Consider the following 17,590-nt stretch of genomic DNA (forward strand, 5'->3'; position numbering starts at 1 on the left):
GTTTGCCCGCTCGGCCGCGCTGGCGCGCCTGGCGCCGCCAACGACTCGCGCACTGTTTTCATCGTCTGCCAATGACTGCTCCTCTATCCGATTCCAGCGGGCGCCTGCCCCGCCCCGTCCGGCCCGTCGGTCGGCCCGACGACAGCCCTGCCCGTTACCGCACACTGTGGCGATGGCATTTCTACGCCGGGCTGTTCGTGATGCCATTGCTGATCGTGCTGGCGTTGACCGGCACCCTCTACTGCTTTCAGCCACAGATCGAGCCGCTGCTTTACCCCTCGTTGCTCCGTGTCGACCCTGCCGGCACGCCGCTGGCGAGACAGACGCTGCTGGCCCGCGCCCGCGACGCGATGCCTGCCGGCGCCGTTGCGACGACCGCCACGATACGGACCGATGCCCGCAGCAGCGCGGAATTCGTGTTTCGCCGTCCGGATGGCGAAAGCGACAGCGTGTATGTCGACCCGTACAGCGGTCAGATACTTGGCACCCTGAGTGTCGAGCACCGCCTGATGCGGCAGGCGCGCCTGCTGCACCGCGCGTTGCTGCTCGGCAAGCCCGGCGAACTGGTGATGGAACTCGCGGCCTGCTGGACGCTGGTGATGCTCGGCACAGGGCTGGCGCTGTGGTGGCCGAGGTTGCGCCAGACAGGGGCGCGGGCATGGCTGCCGGAGCGCGCCGCGACCCGCCGCAATTGGTGGAAATCGCTGCACGGCGCGCTGGGCGCGTGGTTGGCGATCGGCGGGCTGGCTTTCGTGCTCACCGGCATGCCGTGGACGGGGTCATGGGGCCAGCAGTTCAAGGCACTGGTGACACGCGCCGGCTTGGGCGAGGCGGCCGGTGCGTCGCACGTGCATGGCGACGCGCCGGCGGGCGCGGCGCATGCCGGTCATGCGGCGGCGTCGGGAACCGATGCCGCGGCGATGTCAGGCAGCCGGCACGGTGGGCCTGAGGGCCAGGGTGGTCATGAGGGCCATGGTGGCCACTCGGCGGCCGCGATGCACGGCAGGAACGAAAGTCACGCGGCCGACGGCGAGCAGGAGCGGTTGCCGCAGCCCGGCCAGGTCGCGAATGGCGCGCCGCAGCCGCCGACGCGGGTCGATCAATTGCCGGTCGAGCTGACGCCGTGGGCAGCCGGTCTCGCCGCCATTCCGACAGGCAGCAGCGCCACGCCGGCACAGCGTTTGCCGCTCGATCGCGTGGTGGCGATCGCTGCGCGCGAAGGCGTCGTGACCGGCTACGACGTCGCCCTGCCGACGACGCCGGACGGCGTGTACACGGTCTCCTATTACCCGCCCGATCCGCAGGGCGAACGCATCCTGAACATCGACGCGCGTAGCGGCGCCATCGTCAAGGATCTTGGCTACCGGCAGTACGGCGCGGTCGCCAAGGCGGTCGCCTACGGCACGTCGCTGCACATGGGCCGGTATTTCGGGCTGGCCAATCAGATCGCCTGCGCGGCCATCTCGCTGGGCTTGCTGGGGCTGGCTGTCACCGGGCTGCTGATGTGGCTGAAGCGTCGGCCGCGCGGCCGACTTGCCGCGCCGTCACGGCCGTTGACCGCCGCCACGATGCGCGCCTGGGTGATCGGGCTGGCGTGCGTCGGGTTGGTGTTTCCTATGATGGGCGCCAGCCTGCTGCTGGTGTGGTGCGTCGACCGGCTCGCGGGCCGCCGCCTGCTGTCGGCGAGCGCCGGCCGTTGAGCGGCGTGCTTGCACATGTCTTGCCGCGGACGCACCTGCCCAAACGCGCGCGTGCGGTCCATCGTCGCAAGCGGCTGCGCGGCGCCGCGCGACCGCTATCATCCCAGGCGTTGCACTGTTCGCCGCTGACGCGGACCAACCGAGCAGCGCCCTCAAATCCAAGGACGTTTCCATGAGCCGCATCTCTTCCGTCTTCGCCGCCTGCCTGTTGGCCGGTTCAGCCACACTGTGCGCCATGCCCGCGCTGGCCGCGCCCGCCGACGCCGGCGCGCCGGCCGTGCAAGCCTGCTGGGTGCGCGCGATGCCGGGCAACCTGCCTTCCTCCGCTTATTTCGACGTGCAGAATCCGGCGCGCAAGGCGCTCAAGCTGGTTGGCGTCGACTCGCCCGCTTTCGGGATGGCGATGATGCACCGCAGCAGCAGCGAAGGGGGCGTTGCCCGCATGATGATGGTCGACAGCGTCGATATCCCGGCTGGCGGGAAGCTGTCGTTCGCGCCCGGTGGCTACCACGTGATGCTCGAGGAAGCGAAGCAGCCGCTCGCCGTCGGCGCCACCGTGCCGCTGACCCTGCAGTTCGACGGGCACGCGCCCATTACCGCGTCCTGCGTGGTCCGTCCGGCCGCGGCGCGCGCCGCGCACTGACGGCGTGGCCGGCGGCGCAGCCGATCGCGGCTCAGAAGATGTGCGGCGTGCCGCCGTTGCCGGCACCGCCGCCGCTCACCGAAGCGCCGCCCGACTTGTCGTCGCCGAATTCGTCGACCGTGAACGCGTGCTGCGGCGCATTCGCCAGATCGATCGGCCGCTCGTCTTCGATCCGATTCGGCAAGCTGGTGAACTGCTGATCGAGATAGGTGAAATCGAGTTTGCCGGCCAGATCGCGCAGCGCCTCGACTGGTGCCGCGAAACCGCTGCCGGCAATCGTCGCGCCGTTTTCGGCTGCCACGTCCAGCGTATAGCCGAGCTTGCCGCCGCCGTCTGCCTGCTCGGCGACGCCCAGGTCGATCAGCTTGCCCCGCGCATTGCGCGCGAACACCCGTTGCTCGGCAATATAGAGAATGTAGCGCTGGGTCAGCGTGTTGGCGGTTTCACTCATCAACGTCTCCTGGCAAGCGAGGGAGGCGCGCGCATGCGGCGACGTGGCGGATGAATCGCCACGGCGGCAGCACGCGCGGCCGAGACGCGTGCTGCCGCAACGTTCATGCCATTGTCCCGACGGCGCGGCGGTTCAGAGCGTCTCGTACAGCGGCAGCGTGAGGAACTCGTCGAAGCCGTCGCCAGTGGACATCCGCTCGAAGACCTGGGCAGCCCGATCGTAGGTGGCACCGTCGCCGCCGACGGCGGTCTTCACCCGCGTCAGTTCTTCGCCGATCATCCGCCGCACCATCTCCACGTCGATGCGGCGCCCGTCATCGAGACGCCCCTTCGGCGAGTGCAGCCATTGCCAGACCTGCGAACGGGAAATCTCCGCGGTCGCCGCGTCTTCCATCAGGTTGTTGATCGGCACACAGCCGTTACCCGCCAGCCACGCCCCCAGATAATGGATGCTGACGTTGATGTTGGCGCGCAGGCCCGCTTCGGTGATCGGCGTTTCGGGTTGGAAATCGAGCAGGTCCTTTGCGCCGACCGAGACGTCGTCGCGCTGCTTGTCGATCTGGTTCGGCGCGTCGCCAAGCACGGCGACGAAGGCCTCCATCGCCACCGGCACCAGGCCCGGATGCGCGACCCAGCCGCCATCGTAGCCATCGCCCGCGTCGCGCGCCTTGTCGCTGCGCACGCCGGCCAGCGCGCGTTCGTTCGCTGCCGCGTCGTTCTTGATCGGGATCAGCGCGCTCATGCCGCCGATTGCCGGCGCCTGGCGGCGGTGGCAGGTCTTCAGCAGGAGCAACGCGTACGCGCGCATGAACGGCACCGTCATCGTGATGCGCGCGCGCTCGGCCAGACAGAAACCCTCGCGCTTGCGGAACTTCTTGATCGCCGAGAAGATATAGTCCCAGCGTCCGGCGTTCAGTCCTGCGCTGTGCTCGCGAAGCTCGTAGAGGATCTCGTCCATCTCGAACGCGGCGAGAATCGATTCGATCAGCACGGTCGCGCGAATCGAGCCGCGCGGCACGTCGAGCGCTTCCTGCGCGTGCACGAAGATATCGTTCCACAGCCGTGCCTCGAGATGGCTCTCCATCTTCGGCAGGTAGAAATATGGACCGGCGCCGCGCGCCAGTTGCGCCTTCGCGTTGTGGAAGAAGAACAGCGCGAAATCGAAGATGCCGCCGGAGACGCGCTGGCCGTCGACCGTCACATGCTTTTCGTCCAGATGCCAGCCGCGCGGCCGCACCAGCAAGGTGGCGATCTTGTCGTTGAGTCGATACGACTTGCCGTTCTGCTCAAGGGAGATCTCGCGCCGGATCGCGTCGCGCAGGTTGATCTGGCCCGCGATCTGGTTGCGCCACAGCGGCGCGTTGGCGTCCTCGAAGTCGGCCATGAAGGCGTCGGCGCCCGAGTTCAGCGCGTTGATCACCATCTTGCGGTCGACCGGACCGGTGATCTCGACACGCCGGCAGCGGAGCGCTTCGGGCAACGGCGCAATGCGCCAGTCGCCGTCGCGCACGGCCTGCGTGTCGGGCAGGAAATCGGGACGCTCGCCGGCATCGAAGCGCGCGGCGCGTTCGCGGCGCGCCTGCAGCAGTGCCTGGCGCCGCGGCTCGAAGCGGCGGTGCAAGGCGGCCACGAAGGCAAGCGCCGCTGGCGTGAGGATGCTGTCGAAGCCTGCTTCGAGCGGTGCCTCGATGCGCATGCCGTCGGGCAGTGCTGGCTGGGGCTGGTTCATGGTTCGTCTCCGGTCGGTCTTTGCTGATGAGAACGCGCGCCGGCGGCGGAGCATGCTCGCCCTGCTCTTCCGACAGCCTGTGGAACCGATTGTATTGACGCACCTCCGGTAAATAAACATCGGCCAGATCATTTCATCTTTTACTTTTTGTCCTATAAAGGACGGAACCACCCGCCCGCACGAGGCCACGCCATGCCCAGACTCAAGCAGATCCAGACCTTCGTGGACGTCGCCGCGCGCGGCAGCCTGTCGGCGGCGGCACAGGCCGAAGGCGTCGTCCCCGCCATCGTCGGCAGGCGCCTGAACGCGTTGGAGGAGCGGCTGGGCGTCAAGCTGCTGATCCGGACGACGCGGCGCGTGTCGTTGACGCGCGAGGGCGAACTGTTCCTCGAAGACTGCCAGCGCATCCTCGGCGAACTCGAAGAGGCCGAGGAAAGCATCGGCGCCGGCATCGCGGCGGCCAGCGGCCATCTGCGGGTGACGGCGCCGGCCGGCTTCGGCCGACAGCACGTGGCGCCGCTGATGCCGGCCTTTCTCGAAACCTTCCCGGCGGTCACGCTGTCGCTCGATCTCAGCGATCGCGTCGTCGACCTGGTCGAGGAAGGCTACGACTGTGCGGTACGGCTGGGCGACCTGCCGGACTCGACATTGAGCGCGGTGCGGCTCGGCGAGACGCCGCGCGTCTGCGTCGCTTCGCCCACCTACCTCGCGCGCCACGGCACGCCGGCCACGCCCAACGATCTGCATCGGCACCGATGCCTGGTGCTGGGCGACGGCCCGCATCGCCAGCGCGGCTGGACCTTCACCGTCGATCGCAAGCCGCTGACGGTGCGCGTCGATGGCGCGATGCGCTGTTCGGACGGCGCGGTGATCCACGCCTGGTGCCTCGCGCACCAGGGGCTTGCCTGGCGCTCATGGTGGGAAGTGGGCGAAGACGTGCGCGCCGGCCGACTGGTGCCGGTGCTCGACCGCCACGCGGCGCCGCCGACCGGCATCCACGCGGTGTTTCCGCATCGCCGCCATCTGCCCGCGCGCGTGCGCGCGCTGCTCGACCATCTGCGCGCCGCCTACGCGGGCGACCGCCGGCTCGGCCCCGACGACAGCATGCCGGCACTGGCCCGGCCCGCTCAGAACCTGTGATCGAGGACCAGCTCGACGCGCCGGTCGTTGCCGAGCAGCCATTGCGTGGCGTTGTAATACGCGGTCTGGGCGTAGCGCTTGTCGAACAGGTTGTAGACGCGCGCGGTTACCGTAGTATCAGGACGCCAGCGCCATGCGACCGACGCGTCGACGGTCGCGTACGATCCCATCGACAGCGTGTTGGCGTTGTCCGCGAAGCGGCGGCCGACGTAGCGCAACCCGGCCGTCGATGTCCACTGCGGCGCGAAACGCCAGCTCACCCAGACGTTGGCGAGCTGCTGCGGCACGTCGGTCGGCACGTTGCCCGCCCGTGACACCGCCGCGCCGCCGCTGCTGTCGACGAAATCGTCGTAGCGGGCACGCAGCAGGGCAAGATTCGCGTCGACGCGCCAATCGTTGGCCAGCGCCATGCCGACACTGGCTTCGACGCCACGCGACGACTGCCGGCCCACCGGCATCACCTGCGTCGGGTCGGCCGGGTCCGCACTCAACAGATTGCGCTTGACGATCTCGTAGAAGGCCAGCGTCCAGTCGCCACGTCCGCCGAGAAACGTCTGCTTGACGCCCACCTCGATCTGCCGGCCCGTCGCCTGCGGGTAGCGCGCGGCGTTCGGGCTGAGCATCAGGATGGTGCCGAGCGGGTCGGCCGCGCTCGACACCTGCGCGTACACCGAGACGGTCGGCAGCACGTCGTAGACGGTGCCGATGCGCCAGCCGGTGTGCGCGAATACCACCCGCAGCGGCGCCGTGCCGTCGTCGCGCAAGCCGATGCGGCCGACATTCGCATGGTCGTAGCGCAAACCGGTGACGACGGACCACCGCGTGTTCAAGGCCAACCGGTCTTCCGCGAAGAACGCATACTGATTGGCTTGCGTGCGGTAGGCCGGCGCAGTGCCGTCGGGGTTCAGGAAGCCGCCCGGATCGCCGCCGTAGATGCCGACGACGCTGCTCGCTGGATCGCCGCTGTTGTTGGTGTGCTGGAACGTCGTGTGATTCATCTCGACGCCCGCCGAGAACAGGTTGTCCATGCCGAACACGCGTCCGTCGGCCTTCAAGGTGGTCACGTTGCCCACCTGCCGCTGCTCGTGAAGGATTTCGGTATAGGCGCTGCGCTCGACCAGCGACGTGCCCGGCAGCCACGTGTAGTACTCGGCATTGCGCCAGTGCCGGTCGCTGCGCATGTAATACACGGTGCTGTTCAGCGACACGCCATCGCCGAGCCGCCATTCGGCGCCGAGCGTGGTCCAGCTGTCGCGATAGCTGATCAACGCGTCGCCCACGTTGTAATTGCGCGAGAACGTCGAGGGATCGAAGCGGCCCGCGATCAGCGGCGTACCGAAGTAGCGCATCGGATGCTGCCAGCCCTGCGCATGCGACAAGGTCACCGCGACATCACGGTTCACCCGGAAGCGCAGCGCGCCGGAGATCGACAGATTGCGCGAGTCGCCCGCGTCGACCCAGTTGTTCGACCGGTTGCCGCTGACATCGAAGCGATACGACAGTCGATCGTTGACCGCGCCGCCGCTGCCGAACGCCGCGCGCGCGGTGCCCTCGGTGCCGATGCCAAGCTGCACTTCGTTCTCGATCGGCGTTTGCGTCGGCTTCTTCGGCACGACATTGACCACGCCGCCGATCGCCCCTTCGCCATAGATCACCGAAGCCGGGCCACGCAGCACGTCGATGTGATCGACGGCCCACGTATCGAACGGGTAGGTAACGCCGAGCGCGCCATACGGGCGCACGCCGTCATAGAGCTGCATCACCGAACCGCTGTCGGTGAAGCCGCGCGCGCCCAACGCCGAACCGCCGTTGCCCGGATGCGGCAACGCGCTGATGCCGGTGGCGCGACTGACCGCGTCGATCACCAGCGCGTCGCCGCGCGTCTCCAACGTGGCGCGCGTGATGCGCTCGACACTTGCCGGGGTCTCGCGCTCGGTCAGTCCGAGGTGGGAACCGGTGCCGACCGGCACATCCTGAGCGGCAGCGGCGCGCGTCTCGATGAGGGGCAGCGCATCGCCGGTGGTTGCGGCTTCGCCGCTGGGCTCCGCCAACGGCTCGGTGGCGGCGCTATCGGCTCTCGGCGACGGCACACTGGCCGGCGCGGCCGCCGCCACCGTGGAAGCCGCGCACAGGCCGAGCGCGGCCGCCGGCGGCCAGACACGGCGAAGCGCCCAACTCAGCAAGGCGGCGGTGGAAAGCGGGGTGCGCAGCGCATGAATGGCGCGCGGCGCGGAACATCGAGAGGAGGACATGTCGGTTCGAATCCGGATCGGGCATGGCCCCGTGCTCCGCCGTGGGACGACGTCAGGCCACCGGCGCGCAGGTCGGCAAGCGAATCGCCTGAGCAGGTGGCAGGCGAAATGGCGAGCCGACGCGCCGCGGCGGTCTGGAAGGCACGGGTGACGACGGATGGGACACGCCGGCGCGGCGGCCGCACCGGTAACGATGCGAGCGCGCGCAAAGCGCGAGGCCGAGGTGCACGACGTTGCATCGCAGCGCTCATGCACGCCAGCTCAGGCACGCCAGCTCAGGCACGCAAGTTCAGGCACGCAAGTTTAGGCACGTCTGCTCACGCGGGGCAGCGGCCATCACACGGTCGTGCCGAGCGTGGGTGCGAGGTGTGCGTGCATGCAAGCGCCGGCGACAGCCGGCAACGACCGCCCGGCACAACGAGCCGCAGCCGCGGACGGCGAGCGGTGGCGGCGCCAAGCCTCGATGCTTCAGCAGGCGAGTCCCATTGCAGGCAACGGCGCCCGCGGCGGCGCACGCGAACCGACCGGCTGGAAGGCCCATCTGCGCAGATGGAGCGGGATGGGCTGCGGGAAGGTAAGGAAAAAGCGCGATCGTGCTGCCGCCAGCAGCACGACGATCAGCAAGGCGGTGGTCAGCAGCAGCGAAGCAAAGCCGCACGGCGCATGGACGTCACCCGCCTCCGAGTGATGGCCGTGGCCACCCTCGTCGCCGTCGGCGTGCTGGCCGTGCGCAACGTGGCTTGCTCTGGCCTGCGGGCCATCGCCACGCAGCACGGCTTGATCGTTTTGCACGATCGTCATCGCATGCTCGTGCATCCGATGCTGAGCGGCGGACGCGTCGTGCGGTTGCCCGCGCGTGAGGTCACGCCCGGCACTGGCCGCGGCCGCCACCAGTATGTCGGCGCCTGCATCGGCGCCTGCATTGGCGCCTGCATTGGCGCCTTCGTCAGCCGATTCGTCACCGAATTCGGCAACTGCCGCGTCGGCACTTTCGTCCGCCGCAGCGGCCGCACTGGATGCATGGTCCGCGCCCGATGCGGGCACCGGCGCTCCGGTCATGCGCAGGCCGCCATGACCCACCATGTGCATCGGCGACAGCCGGCGGGCGGCGGCATCCCACGCCAGCGGGCCTTCACCGTCGCAAAACGCCAGACCGCCGTCGACACCGCCCGCCGGCATGAAGCCGGCCGGGATCAACGCTCGCAGCAGGACGATCACCGCCAGCAGCGCAAACAGCACGCGGCGCAGCGCATGCTGCGCCGGGCGACGTGGGACGAGAGCGCGCGGGCGGTTCATGGGACGCGATTCTAATCGAAGCGCGCGGCGATTCGGTGTACGGCGCGACACGGCCGCGCTGTCCGCACTACAGGGATCGCGCCCGCGGAACCGGCTTCAGCCGCGCCCGACGAAGGGCATCTTCGTGGCCATCACCGTCATCGTCTGGATATTCGCGTCGAGCGGCAGCGACGCGATGTAGCGCACCGCGTCGGCCACATGGCGCACGTCCATCAACGGCTCAACCGCGATCTCGCCATTCGCCTGCGGCACGCCGCGCGCCATGCGTTCGGCCATCTCGGTTGCGGCGTTGCCGATGTCCAGTTGCGAACAGGCGATGTCGTACGCGCGTCCGTCGAGCGAGATCGATTTGGTCAGGCCGCTCACCGCGTGCTTGGTGGCCGTGTAGGGCGCGCTGTTCGGTCGCGGCGCGTGCGCCGAAATCGAGCCATTGTTGATGATGCGCCCACCGCCCGGCGTCTGGCGCCGCATCATGCCGAACGCACCGCGCGCGCACAGGAACATGCCGGTCAGATTGGTATCGACGACCGCGCGCCACTGTTCGACCGTCAGCTCGTCGAACGGCACCGCCGGCGCGCCGATGCCGGCGTTGTTGAACAGCACGTCGAGGCGGCCGAAGCGTGCGCGGATCGCCGCGAACAGCGCCTCGACCTGATCCGGCTGCGCGACATCGCAGGCGAACGCCATCGCCTCGCCGCCGCGCTCGGCAACCTCCGCGGCCCACGCATCGAGTGCGTCCTGCTTTCGCGCCGTCCCGATCACACGATAGCCGTCGTCGGCCAATGCGTCGGCCACCGCCCGGCCAATGCCGCGCGAGGCTCCGGTGACCAGAGCAACCTTGCCTGCTTCCATGCGTTCTCCTCCGTTCGTTTTCTCAATGGTGCGATGCGCGCTGCCCGGCCAGCGCGCGTGTCGGCGGCGCGTCCAGATCGAGCAGCGGTCCCGCCGGCACGATGCCGCTCGGATCGAGTTGCGGATGACTCAAATAATAGTGACGCTTGATGTGGTCGATGTCGACGGTCGCCGCGATGCCGGGCGTGCGATACAGCTCCCGCGTATACGACCACAGGTTCGGATAATCGACCAGCCGGCGCAGATTGCATTTGAAGTGGCCGTGATAGACCAGATCGAAACGCAGCAGGGTCGGAAACAGCCGCCAGTCGGCCTCGGTCTGCGCGTCACCGCACAGATAGCGCTGCCCGCCAAGGCGCGCTTCGAGCCAGTCGAGCGTATCGAACAGTTGCCCGACCGCTTCGTCGTACGCGGCCTGCGTCGACGCGAAGCCGGCGCGATACACGCCGTTGTTGAGCGTGGTGTAGATGCGCTCGTTCAGCTCATCGATCTCGGCGCGCAGCGCCTCCGGATAGTAATCGCCCGGCCGCGCACCCAGTCCATCGAACGCCCGGTTGAACATGCGCATGATGTCCGCCGATTCGTTGCTCACGATGCGGTCGCGGCTCAGATCCCACAGCACCGGCACCACCACCCGGCCGGTATAGCGCGCATCCGAACGCGTGTACACGTCAGCCAGCAGCGGCGCGCCGGCGACGGGGTCGGCCAGCACGCCTGGCCCTGGCGCAAAGGTCCAACCTTGCTCTCCCATCACCGGGTTCACGATCGCGAGCCCGACCATGGCATCCAGTCCCTTCAGCGCGCGCATGATGGTGGCACGGTGCGCCCACGGACAGGCACGCGAAATATAGAGCAGGTAACGCCCGGCTTCCGCCGCGAAACCGCCGTCGCCGGTCGGACCCGGCGCGCCATCGGCGCTCACCCAGTGCCGCACCGGACTGGCGGCGCGCACGAAGCGGCCGTTCTCGTTGGAGGCCAGCAGCGACTCCTGTCGCCACTTGCCTTCGATCAGCATGCCCATCGTCTCCTCCGTGACAGACGTTGCGGGGCCGCCCGGGCGCACTGCAGGCCCTGCTTCCGCCCCCATTCAGCCCGAGTTCAGCCCTGATTCGGCTTTGATTCGGCTTTGATTCGGCTCTGATTCGACTGTGACGCAGCCCCGCTTCAGGTTCGGTCGGCGCGTGCGTCCGTGCCGCCGCCGCGCAAACGCGTCACGCCGGTCAGCACCAGCTCGAAGAGTTCGCCGACCAGCAATGCAATCAGTGCACCCAATACCGTGGCGGTGACCCGATGAAGGGCGACCACGGCCTCGGGAAAACCGTTCAGCGAAATCACCAGCGCGATCAGTGCGGTCAGGCTGGCCATGAAGGCGGTGAAATTGACCGATTGCAAGGCATAGGTCAACCACGCCAAGCCAACAATGACGGCGACCAGCGCAAGCGGCCCCGGCCGCGTAAGGGCAACCAGCGCAGTCGCCAGGCCGGCGCCGAGCAGCGTGCCCACGGTGCGTTCAAGGCTGGTCTGCAGCGCGGCCGCCACGGTCGGACGCATCACGAGCAGCGCCACCATCGGAACCCAGTACGCATTGTGCATCGGCAGCGCCGTCGACAGGCTCAGCGCGCCGACACTGACCAAGGCCATGCGGGCCGGCTCGATCCACGCGGCGCGCGCGCTGGCGTCCGGATCGGACGATGGCCGATCGCCGAACAACGGCTCGCCGCGCCACCACCAGAGCAAGGTGACCGCCGCGACCTGGACCGCGCCGCCGACGAAAACCAATGCGCCACGCTGCAGCGCGAAGCGCCAGTCGCTCGGAAAACCGCTGGCGACGACCAGCGCGATCGCGCATTGCAGCACCACCCAGCGCGCCTGGTCGCCATAGCGGCGGCCAACCAACGCAATGGCCACGCTCCAGATGATCGCGACCGCGAGCAACAGCGCCGGCAGCCGCGCTGCAACCGTGCCGATCGCCGCGGACAAGGCAACGCCGAACGCGGTGAGCAACAAGGCGGCCTCGCGCCAGCGCGTGACTCGCTTGTAGGCCGCGAAGCCCACCTGGATCGCGCCGCCGGCGGCGAGCGTTGCCTCCAGCGCATGGCCGCTGAACAGGCCGGCGGCGAGGCACAAGCCGACCGGCAACGCGGTGGCGGGAGCGGTGCGGCCCTGGTACTGGCGCCAGTCGAAGGTGGCATCGAAGCGGACGATGATCGAAGCGGGTAAGCGCCGCAACAGCGGCAGAGGCGTGGCGCTGCCGGCCAACGAGCCAGGCAACGGTCTGAGCGGACGACACGCAAACGGCGTGCTCGAAGCTTCCGGATATGACGGGATGCGGCGCCCGGCGCGGGCAACCATCTTATAATCGCGGGCTTGACGCGTCCGGAACATGCCATGCCCACTGCCATCCGCAACCTGTCGAGCCGTTCGCTGCGCCGCGCCGGGCGGCTCTGGCGTGAGTATGGCGTATTCTGGCTTGGCGCCATCCTCGTCGGCCTGGTCGCCGTGCTGTACGCGCGGCTCATCGACTACGGCTTCAGCCTGTTCGAATCGCTGCGCACGGCGCGCTGGTGGCTGCCGTTGCTGCTTACCCCAGCGATCGGCGCGCTGTCGGTCTGGCTCACGCGCGCCTTGTTCCGCGGTTCCGAAGGCAGCGGCATTCCACAGGTGATCGCGCTGCTGCACAGCGGCGGCACCGACACCGGCAGGCTGGGACACGCACTGCTGTCGCTGCGCGTGGTGGTCGGCAAGGTGCTGATCTCGTTCCTGGCCATCATCGGCGGCTTCACGATCGGACGAGAGGGTCCGACCGTGCAGGTCGGCGCCGCGCTGATGTACAACCTGCGCCGCTTCTACCCGCGCTCCAGTCCCGTCATCGATCGCCAGCTGGCGCTGGCCGGGGCTTCGGCGGGCCTTTCGGCGGCCTTCAACACGCCGCTGGCCGGCATCGTGTTCGCGATCGAGGAACTCACCCGCAGCTTCGAGCAGCGCGCCAGCGGCGTGCTGATCACCGCGATCATCTTCGCGGGCATCGTCGCGCTCGGGCTGAACGGCAACTACACCTATTTCGGCACCATCGACGTCGGCACGGGCCTGCCGCGGCTGCTGGCCGTGGCGGTCCTGGCGGTCGCGTCGATCTCGGGGATCATCGGCGGGCTGTTCTGCTGGCTGCTGCTCAATACCGATCGATGGATGCCGTCCGCCGTCGTCACGTTCCGACGCACGCGTCCGGTGGCATTCGGCGCCGCCTGCGGCCTGGTGGTGGCAGTGGTCGGCGTGCTGGCCGGCGGCACCACCTTCGGCAGCGGCTACGCCGAGGCGCGCGGCCTGCTCGAAGGCCGCGAACATCTCGGCGCGCTGTACCCGCTGATGAAGATCGTGTCGATGATCGGTTCCTACCTGCCCGGCGTCCCGGGCGGCATCTTCGCGCCGTCGCTGTCGATCGGCGCGGGCATCGGCAACGTGGTGCACGCGCTGTTCGGCGACATGCCGCTGCCGATGCTGATCGCGCTGGGCATGGTCGGCTATATGGCGGCAGTCACCCAGGCACCCATCACGGCGTTCGTGATCGTGATGGAGATGATCAACGGCCACGCGATGGTGATCTCGTTGATGGCGACCGCGTTGATCGCCAGCCGGGTGTCACGGCTGTTCGCCCCCCCGCTGTACGAGGCGCTGGCCGCGCGCTTCGCGGCGCCGCCGCCCGGCGCGCCGGTCGACCCCACGCCGCAGGCCGATACCGCGGCTTCGACGCCGGTGGATCTGGCCGGCGCCGTCATGCCGGAAGGCAACGACCCGGCCGAGCCGGACCCGACGACGCGGGCGGACACCACCGCGGAGCCGGATCGCCGGCGTCCCGAAGCGGGCCGGGGACCCGACGCGGGCGCCTGAGCCGCCGGCGTCCGGCGCCACCGATGCGTGCCGATCGGCACGCACTGGAAAGACAAAGGGCGGCACCACCGGTGCCGCCCTGCGGGTTCGGACGCCGAACTCAGCCCTGCGGTATCTCGATCTTGACTTCGAGCACCTCGAAATTGCCCTGCTTTTCGAGATTCAGCTTAATGTCGTCGCTGCTCACCTTCGCATACTTCGAGATGACGGCGATGAGTTCGGCCTGCAGCGCAGGCAGGTAGTCAGGCGCGGGGCCCTCGTTGCCCGAGCGCTCGCGCGCGATGATCAGTTGCAATCTTTCCTTGGCAACCGACGCGCTTTTCTTCTTCTCGCCGAGCAGCAGTCTGAGTAGCGACATATCGGTCTCCCTTACTTGTTGCCGAACAGGCGCTGCAGCAGACCCGGCTTCTGGTAGTCGATGAAACGCAGCGGCTTGTCCTCGCCGAGGAAGCGCGCAACGATGTCGCTGTAGGCGTGCGCCACGTCCGTGCCTTCCATGTGCACGGCCGGGATGCCCTGGTTCGACGCATGCAGCACCGCCTCGGACTCGGGCACCACGCCGATCAGCTTGATACGCAGGATTTCCTGGATGTCGGCGAGCGACAGCATTTCGCCTTCGTTGACGCGCTTCGGGTTGTAGCGCGTGATCAGCAGGTGTTCCTTGATCGGCTCGCCCCCTTCGATCGCGCGCTTGGTCTTCGACGCGAGAATGCCGAGGATGCGGTCCGAATCGCGCACCGACGACACTTCCGGGTTGGTGACGACCAGTGCCTCGTCGGCGTAGTACATCGCCATCAGCGCGCCCGATTCGATGCCGGCCGGCGAGTCGCAGATGATGTATTCGAAGTTCGACGCCACCAGTTCATTGATGACCTTGCCGACGCCCTCGATGGTCAGGGCGTCCTTGTCGCGCGTCTGCGAGGCCGGCAGGATGTACAGGTTCTCGCACTTCTTGTCCTTGATCAGCGCCTGGTTCAGGTTCGCTTCGCCCTGGATCACGTTGATCAGGTCGTAGACCACGCGCCGCTCGCAGCCCATGATCAGGTCCAGGTTGCGCAGACCCACGTCGAAGTCGATCACCGCCGTCTTGTGGCCGCGCAGCGCCAGCCCGGACGCGAAGCTCGCGCTCGTCGTCGTCTTGCCGACACCACCCTTGCCGGAGGTCACCACAATGATTTTTGCCATACGATTCGCCACCTAGCGGATTTCGTTGAGTTGGAGCCCGGACCGCCGCGCTGCCCGGACGAGATGGGCCGTCTCAGTTGAGACGCAAGGGTTCGATCAGCAACTTCTCGGCGTCGAGCCGGATCTGCACGGCCTGGCCGAGCACGTCCGGCGTGAGCGGCGTCTCGGTGGTCCGGTAGATGCCTGCAATCGAGATCAGCTCCGGCTCCAGGCAGGTGCAGAAGATCCGCGCGTCGAGGTTGCCATGCACACCGGCCAGCGCCCGGCCTCGCAGCGGCGCATAGATGTGGATATTGCCCTCGGCGATGACTTCGGCGCCATAGCTGACCAGGCCCAGCACGACGACGTCGCCCTCGGCATAGATCCGCTGCCCGGAGCGCAACGGCCGATCGACGATCAGCGTCGAGCGTGTGGCCGGCGCCGCCTCGGCGACGGCTTCCGGTTCCGGTTCCGGTTCGGCCGGGGCCACGGGCTCGGCGTCGTGCCGCAGGCGCGACTCGATCAACGCGAAACCGGCGCTCTCGACCCAGCCGCGCTGTTCATCGGTGCCGACCACGCCCGCCGGGCGCATCTTGAAATTGCTGAGCAGTTGGCCGAGCGCGTGCAGGTCGACCCGCTGATTGGCTTCGTAACGCCGCAGGTCGATCACCACGGCTTCGTTCGAGAAAAACTCGGGAGTCGCTTCGAAGCGGCGCTGCAGCTCATCGCGCAGCGCCAGCAGATCGCCCGTCTTCACGACGAAGTGAAGCAGATCGAGCGTTCCGCTGCGCAATTCGAAAAAGGGAGTCTTCTTAAGCGACATGCATTCACCGGCTGCAGTTTTCGCGTATTTTACCGATCTGCGCGCCGCGGTCGAGAAATCATTGCGGCGCGTGCCCGATCGGTACGGTCGGCGCGCTCGACGCGCCGTCTGAACCCGATGCGCGGCGTGGGTCAGGCGCGTTCGCTTGCGCCGTCCACCGCGCCGTTCCCTGCGGCAATGGCTGCGCCGACGCGAGCGCCTGGGTCAGGGTGCTGTACCGGGCGCGCCGCCGCGGCCTCGCCGTGGCCGCCGTGGCCGCGGTCCCCACCAAGCCCGGACGCCTGCGCGGCGCCGCCCCGCGAGGCCCACGCCCAGCCAAGACCGCTGATCGCAACGCCCGCCGCCAGCGCCACCGCCAGCCGGAACGCATCGCCATAGACCAGCGGCGCGAACCAGCCGCTGACCACCGAAAAGAAGATCATCTGCACGAAGCCCAGCACCGAAGCCGCCATTCCCGACAGACCCGACACGCGGGCGAGCGCTTGCAGCGTCATGTTCGGCGCAGCCAGCGACAGGCCGAACGAAAAGACGCCGATCGGCGCGACTGCCCACGGCACCACGGGCGCCGCGGTGCTGGCCGTGTAGCCAAGGTCGATCGCACAGCCGGCCGCCATCACCGCATATCCGGCAGCGATCAAGCGGGCGCTGGACCAGCGACTCGCCAACCGCGCGGCGGCGAACGAACCGCTCAGCAGCCCGACCACCAACGGAATGAACAGCCAGCCGAAAGCCGTTTCCGGCAAGCCGAGCACCCGCGTGACGAAATCGGGCGCCGCGCCGATCAGAAACGCGAAGCCGCCGAACAGCGCGCCGAAGCTCAGCGCCATTTCGACGAAAGCCCGCTCGCGCAGGATCTTGCGGTAGTTCGCCAGCAGCACACGGCCGGCGAAGCGCTGGCGAGCGCCGGGCGCGAGCGTTTCCGGCAGGCGCCAGATGCACAGCGCAGCGGTGGCCACCGCGAGGCAGACGAGCAGCCAGAACACGCCCCGCCATCCGGCGTGTGCGGCGACGTAGCCGCCGATGATCGGCGCGAACGCAGGCGAGATGCCGAACACCATGACCACGTAGGACATGGTGCGCTGCGCGACCGCGCCCTTGTAGCAGTCGTTGATGATTGCCTGGCCGACCACCATGCCTGCGCCGGCGGTCAAGCCCTGGCCGATGCGGCCGGCAAGCAGCCACGCGAAATTTGGCGCGAGCGCGGCGCAGACCGACGCGAGCGCGTACAGGACCAGCGAGACGAGCAACACGCGCTTGCGCCCGAAGCAGTCCGACAGCGTGCCGTGCAGCAGCGTCATGCCGGCATAGGCCAGCAGATACAAGCCCAATGTCAGTTGCACCTGCTGAGCCGGCAGGTCGAAGGCGCGGCCGATGGCGCCGAAGGCCGGTAGATAGGCGTCGATGGTCATCGGCGCAATGCAGGCAAGCGCGCCGAGGATCAGGACCATCAGGGGATAGGAAGGCATGCAGGACTCCGGTGCGGCGCCCGCCACGGGCAGCCGCGCGATTCGTATTCGAAGGTGAGCGGTGAGGAAAGCGGCGCGATGGCCGCGGGTTGGTCGCGCGCGGGCTGGTCGCGGGTTGGTCGCGGGTCGCCCGCGCGTTGGCTGCGGGTTGGCAGCGGGTTGGCAGCGGGTTGGCAGCGGGTTGGCAGAC

Annotated in this window: 15 protein-coding genes; 4 read left to right on the top strand and 11 right to left on the bottom strand. The window is 68.4% G+C overall.

Annotated elements, in window-relative coordinates:
* Window positions 1-71 precede the first annotated feature (71 nt).
* Both BLU54_RS20895 and BLU54_RS20900 read left to right on the top strand, forming a co-directional pair.
* Window positions 72-1,700, top strand: a complete 1,629-nt coding sequence (locus BLU54_RS20895) for a PepSY-associated TM helix domain-containing protein (RefSeq protein ID WP_091912651.1) — start codon at window positions 72-74, stop codon at window positions 1,698-1,700.
* A gap of 172 nt (window positions 1,701-1,872) precedes the next feature.
* Window positions 1,873-2,343: a copper chaperone PCu(A)C gene (locus BLU54_RS20900; RefSeq protein ID WP_235838064.1), complete on the top strand. Its 471-nt coding sequence runs from the start codon at window positions 1,873-1,875 to the stop codon at window positions 2,341-2,343.
* Window positions 2,344-2,374: 31 nt separating this feature from the next.
* Here the strand turns inward: BLU54_RS20900 and BLU54_RS20905 are convergent, their stop codons facing one another.
* Entirely contained in the window at window positions 2,375-2,794 is a 420-nt protein-coding gene (locus BLU54_RS20905; RefSeq protein ID WP_091912653.1) for a hypothetical protein, read from the bottom strand.
* Between the two features lie 132 nt (window positions 2,795-2,926).
* Window positions 2,927-4,522 (bottom strand): malate synthase A, encoded by a 1,596-nt coding sequence (aceB, locus tag BLU54_RS20910; RefSeq protein ID WP_091912655.1) that lies wholly within the window; start codon window positions 4,520-4,522, stop codon window positions 2,927-2,929.
* Window positions 4,523-4,714: 192 nt separating this feature from the next.
* Here aceB and BLU54_RS20915 point away from each other — a divergent pair, with 192 nt between their 5' ends.
* Complete coding sequence (locus BLU54_RS20915; RefSeq protein ID WP_091912657.1) at window positions 4,715-5,662, top strand: LysR family transcriptional regulator; 948 nt, start codon at window positions 4,715-4,717, stop codon at window positions 5,660-5,662.
* Here the strand turns inward: BLU54_RS20915 and BLU54_RS20920 are convergent.
* The 5 genes from BLU54_RS20920 to BLU54_RS20940 all read right to left on the bottom strand — a co-directional run bounded on the left by BLU54_RS20920 (window position 5,650) and on the right by BLU54_RS20940 (window position 12,414).
* Complete coding sequence (locus BLU54_RS20920) at window positions 5,650-7,914, bottom strand: TonB-dependent receptor (protein WP_091912659.1); 2,265 nt, start codon at window positions 7,912-7,914, stop codon at window positions 5,650-5,652. The genes BLU54_RS20915 and BLU54_RS20920 overlap by 13 nt on opposite strands.
* Window positions 7,915-8,382: 468 nt before the next feature.
* On the bottom strand, window positions 8,383-9,210 hold the full coding sequence (locus BLU54_RS20925; RefSeq protein WP_091912662.1) for a hypothetical protein: 828 nt from the start codon (window positions 9,208-9,210) through the stop codon (window positions 8,383-8,385).
* 96 nt (window positions 9,211-9,306) lie between these two features.
* Window positions 9,307-10,062 (bottom strand): SDR family oxidoreductase, encoded by a 756-nt coding sequence (locus BLU54_RS20930; RefSeq protein ID WP_091912664.1) that lies wholly within the window; start codon window positions 10,060-10,062, stop codon window positions 9,307-9,309.
* Window positions 10,063-10,084: 22 nt separating this feature from the next.
* On the bottom strand, window positions 10,085-11,083 hold the full coding sequence (locus BLU54_RS20935) for a glutathione S-transferase family protein (RefSeq protein ID WP_091912666.1): 999 nt from the start codon (window positions 11,081-11,083) through the stop codon (window positions 10,085-10,087).
* Window positions 11,084-11,226: 143 nt separating this feature from the next.
* Window positions 11,227-12,414, bottom strand: coding sequence for an FUSC family protein (locus tag BLU54_RS20940; RefSeq protein WP_211435388.1), 1,188 nt, complete (start codon window positions 12,412-12,414; stop codon window positions 11,227-11,229).
* A gap of 36 nt (window positions 12,415-12,450) precedes the next feature.
* Between BLU54_RS20940 and BLU54_RS20945 the strand changes: the two genes are divergently transcribed.
* Window positions 12,451-13,947: a chloride channel protein gene (locus tag BLU54_RS20945; RefSeq protein WP_091912670.1), complete on the top strand. Its 1,497-nt coding sequence runs from the start codon at window positions 12,451-12,453 to the stop codon at window positions 13,945-13,947.
* A 100-nt stretch (window positions 13,948-14,047) separates the two neighbouring features.
* On the opposite strand, the gene minE is transcribed toward BLU54_RS20945, so the two are convergent.
* The 4 genes from minE to BLU54_RS20965 form a co-directional block, all read right to left on the bottom strand.
* On the bottom strand, window positions 14,048-14,305 hold the full coding sequence (minE, locus tag BLU54_RS20950; protein ID WP_091912672.1) for a cell division topological specificity factor MinE: 258 nt from the start codon (window positions 14,303-14,305) through the stop codon (window positions 14,048-14,050).
* An 11-nt stretch (window positions 14,306-14,316) separates the two neighbouring features.
* A complete protein-coding gene (minD, locus tag BLU54_RS20955; RefSeq protein WP_091912674.1) occupies window positions 14,317-15,132 on the bottom strand; it encodes a septum site-determining protein MinD in 816 nt (271 codons plus the stop codon).
* 73 nt (window positions 15,133-15,205) lie between these two features.
* Window positions 15,206-15,934 (bottom strand): septum site-determining protein MinC, encoded by a 729-nt coding sequence (minC, locus tag BLU54_RS20960; protein WP_091912676.1) that lies wholly within the window; start codon window positions 15,932-15,934, stop codon window positions 15,206-15,208.
* A gap of 131 nt (window positions 15,935-16,065) precedes the next feature.
* A complete protein-coding gene (locus BLU54_RS20965; RefSeq protein WP_235838065.1) occupies window positions 16,066-17,400 on the bottom strand; it encodes a multidrug effflux MFS transporter in 1,335 nt (444 codons plus the stop codon).
* Window positions 17,401-17,590: the final 190 nt, after the last annotated feature.

The sequence above is a fragment of the Chitinasiproducens palmae genome, assembly GCF_900095735.1.
GTDB classification, from domain to species: domain Bacteria; phylum Pseudomonadota; class Gammaproteobacteria; order Burkholderiales; family Burkholderiaceae; genus Chitinasiproducens; species Chitinasiproducens palmae.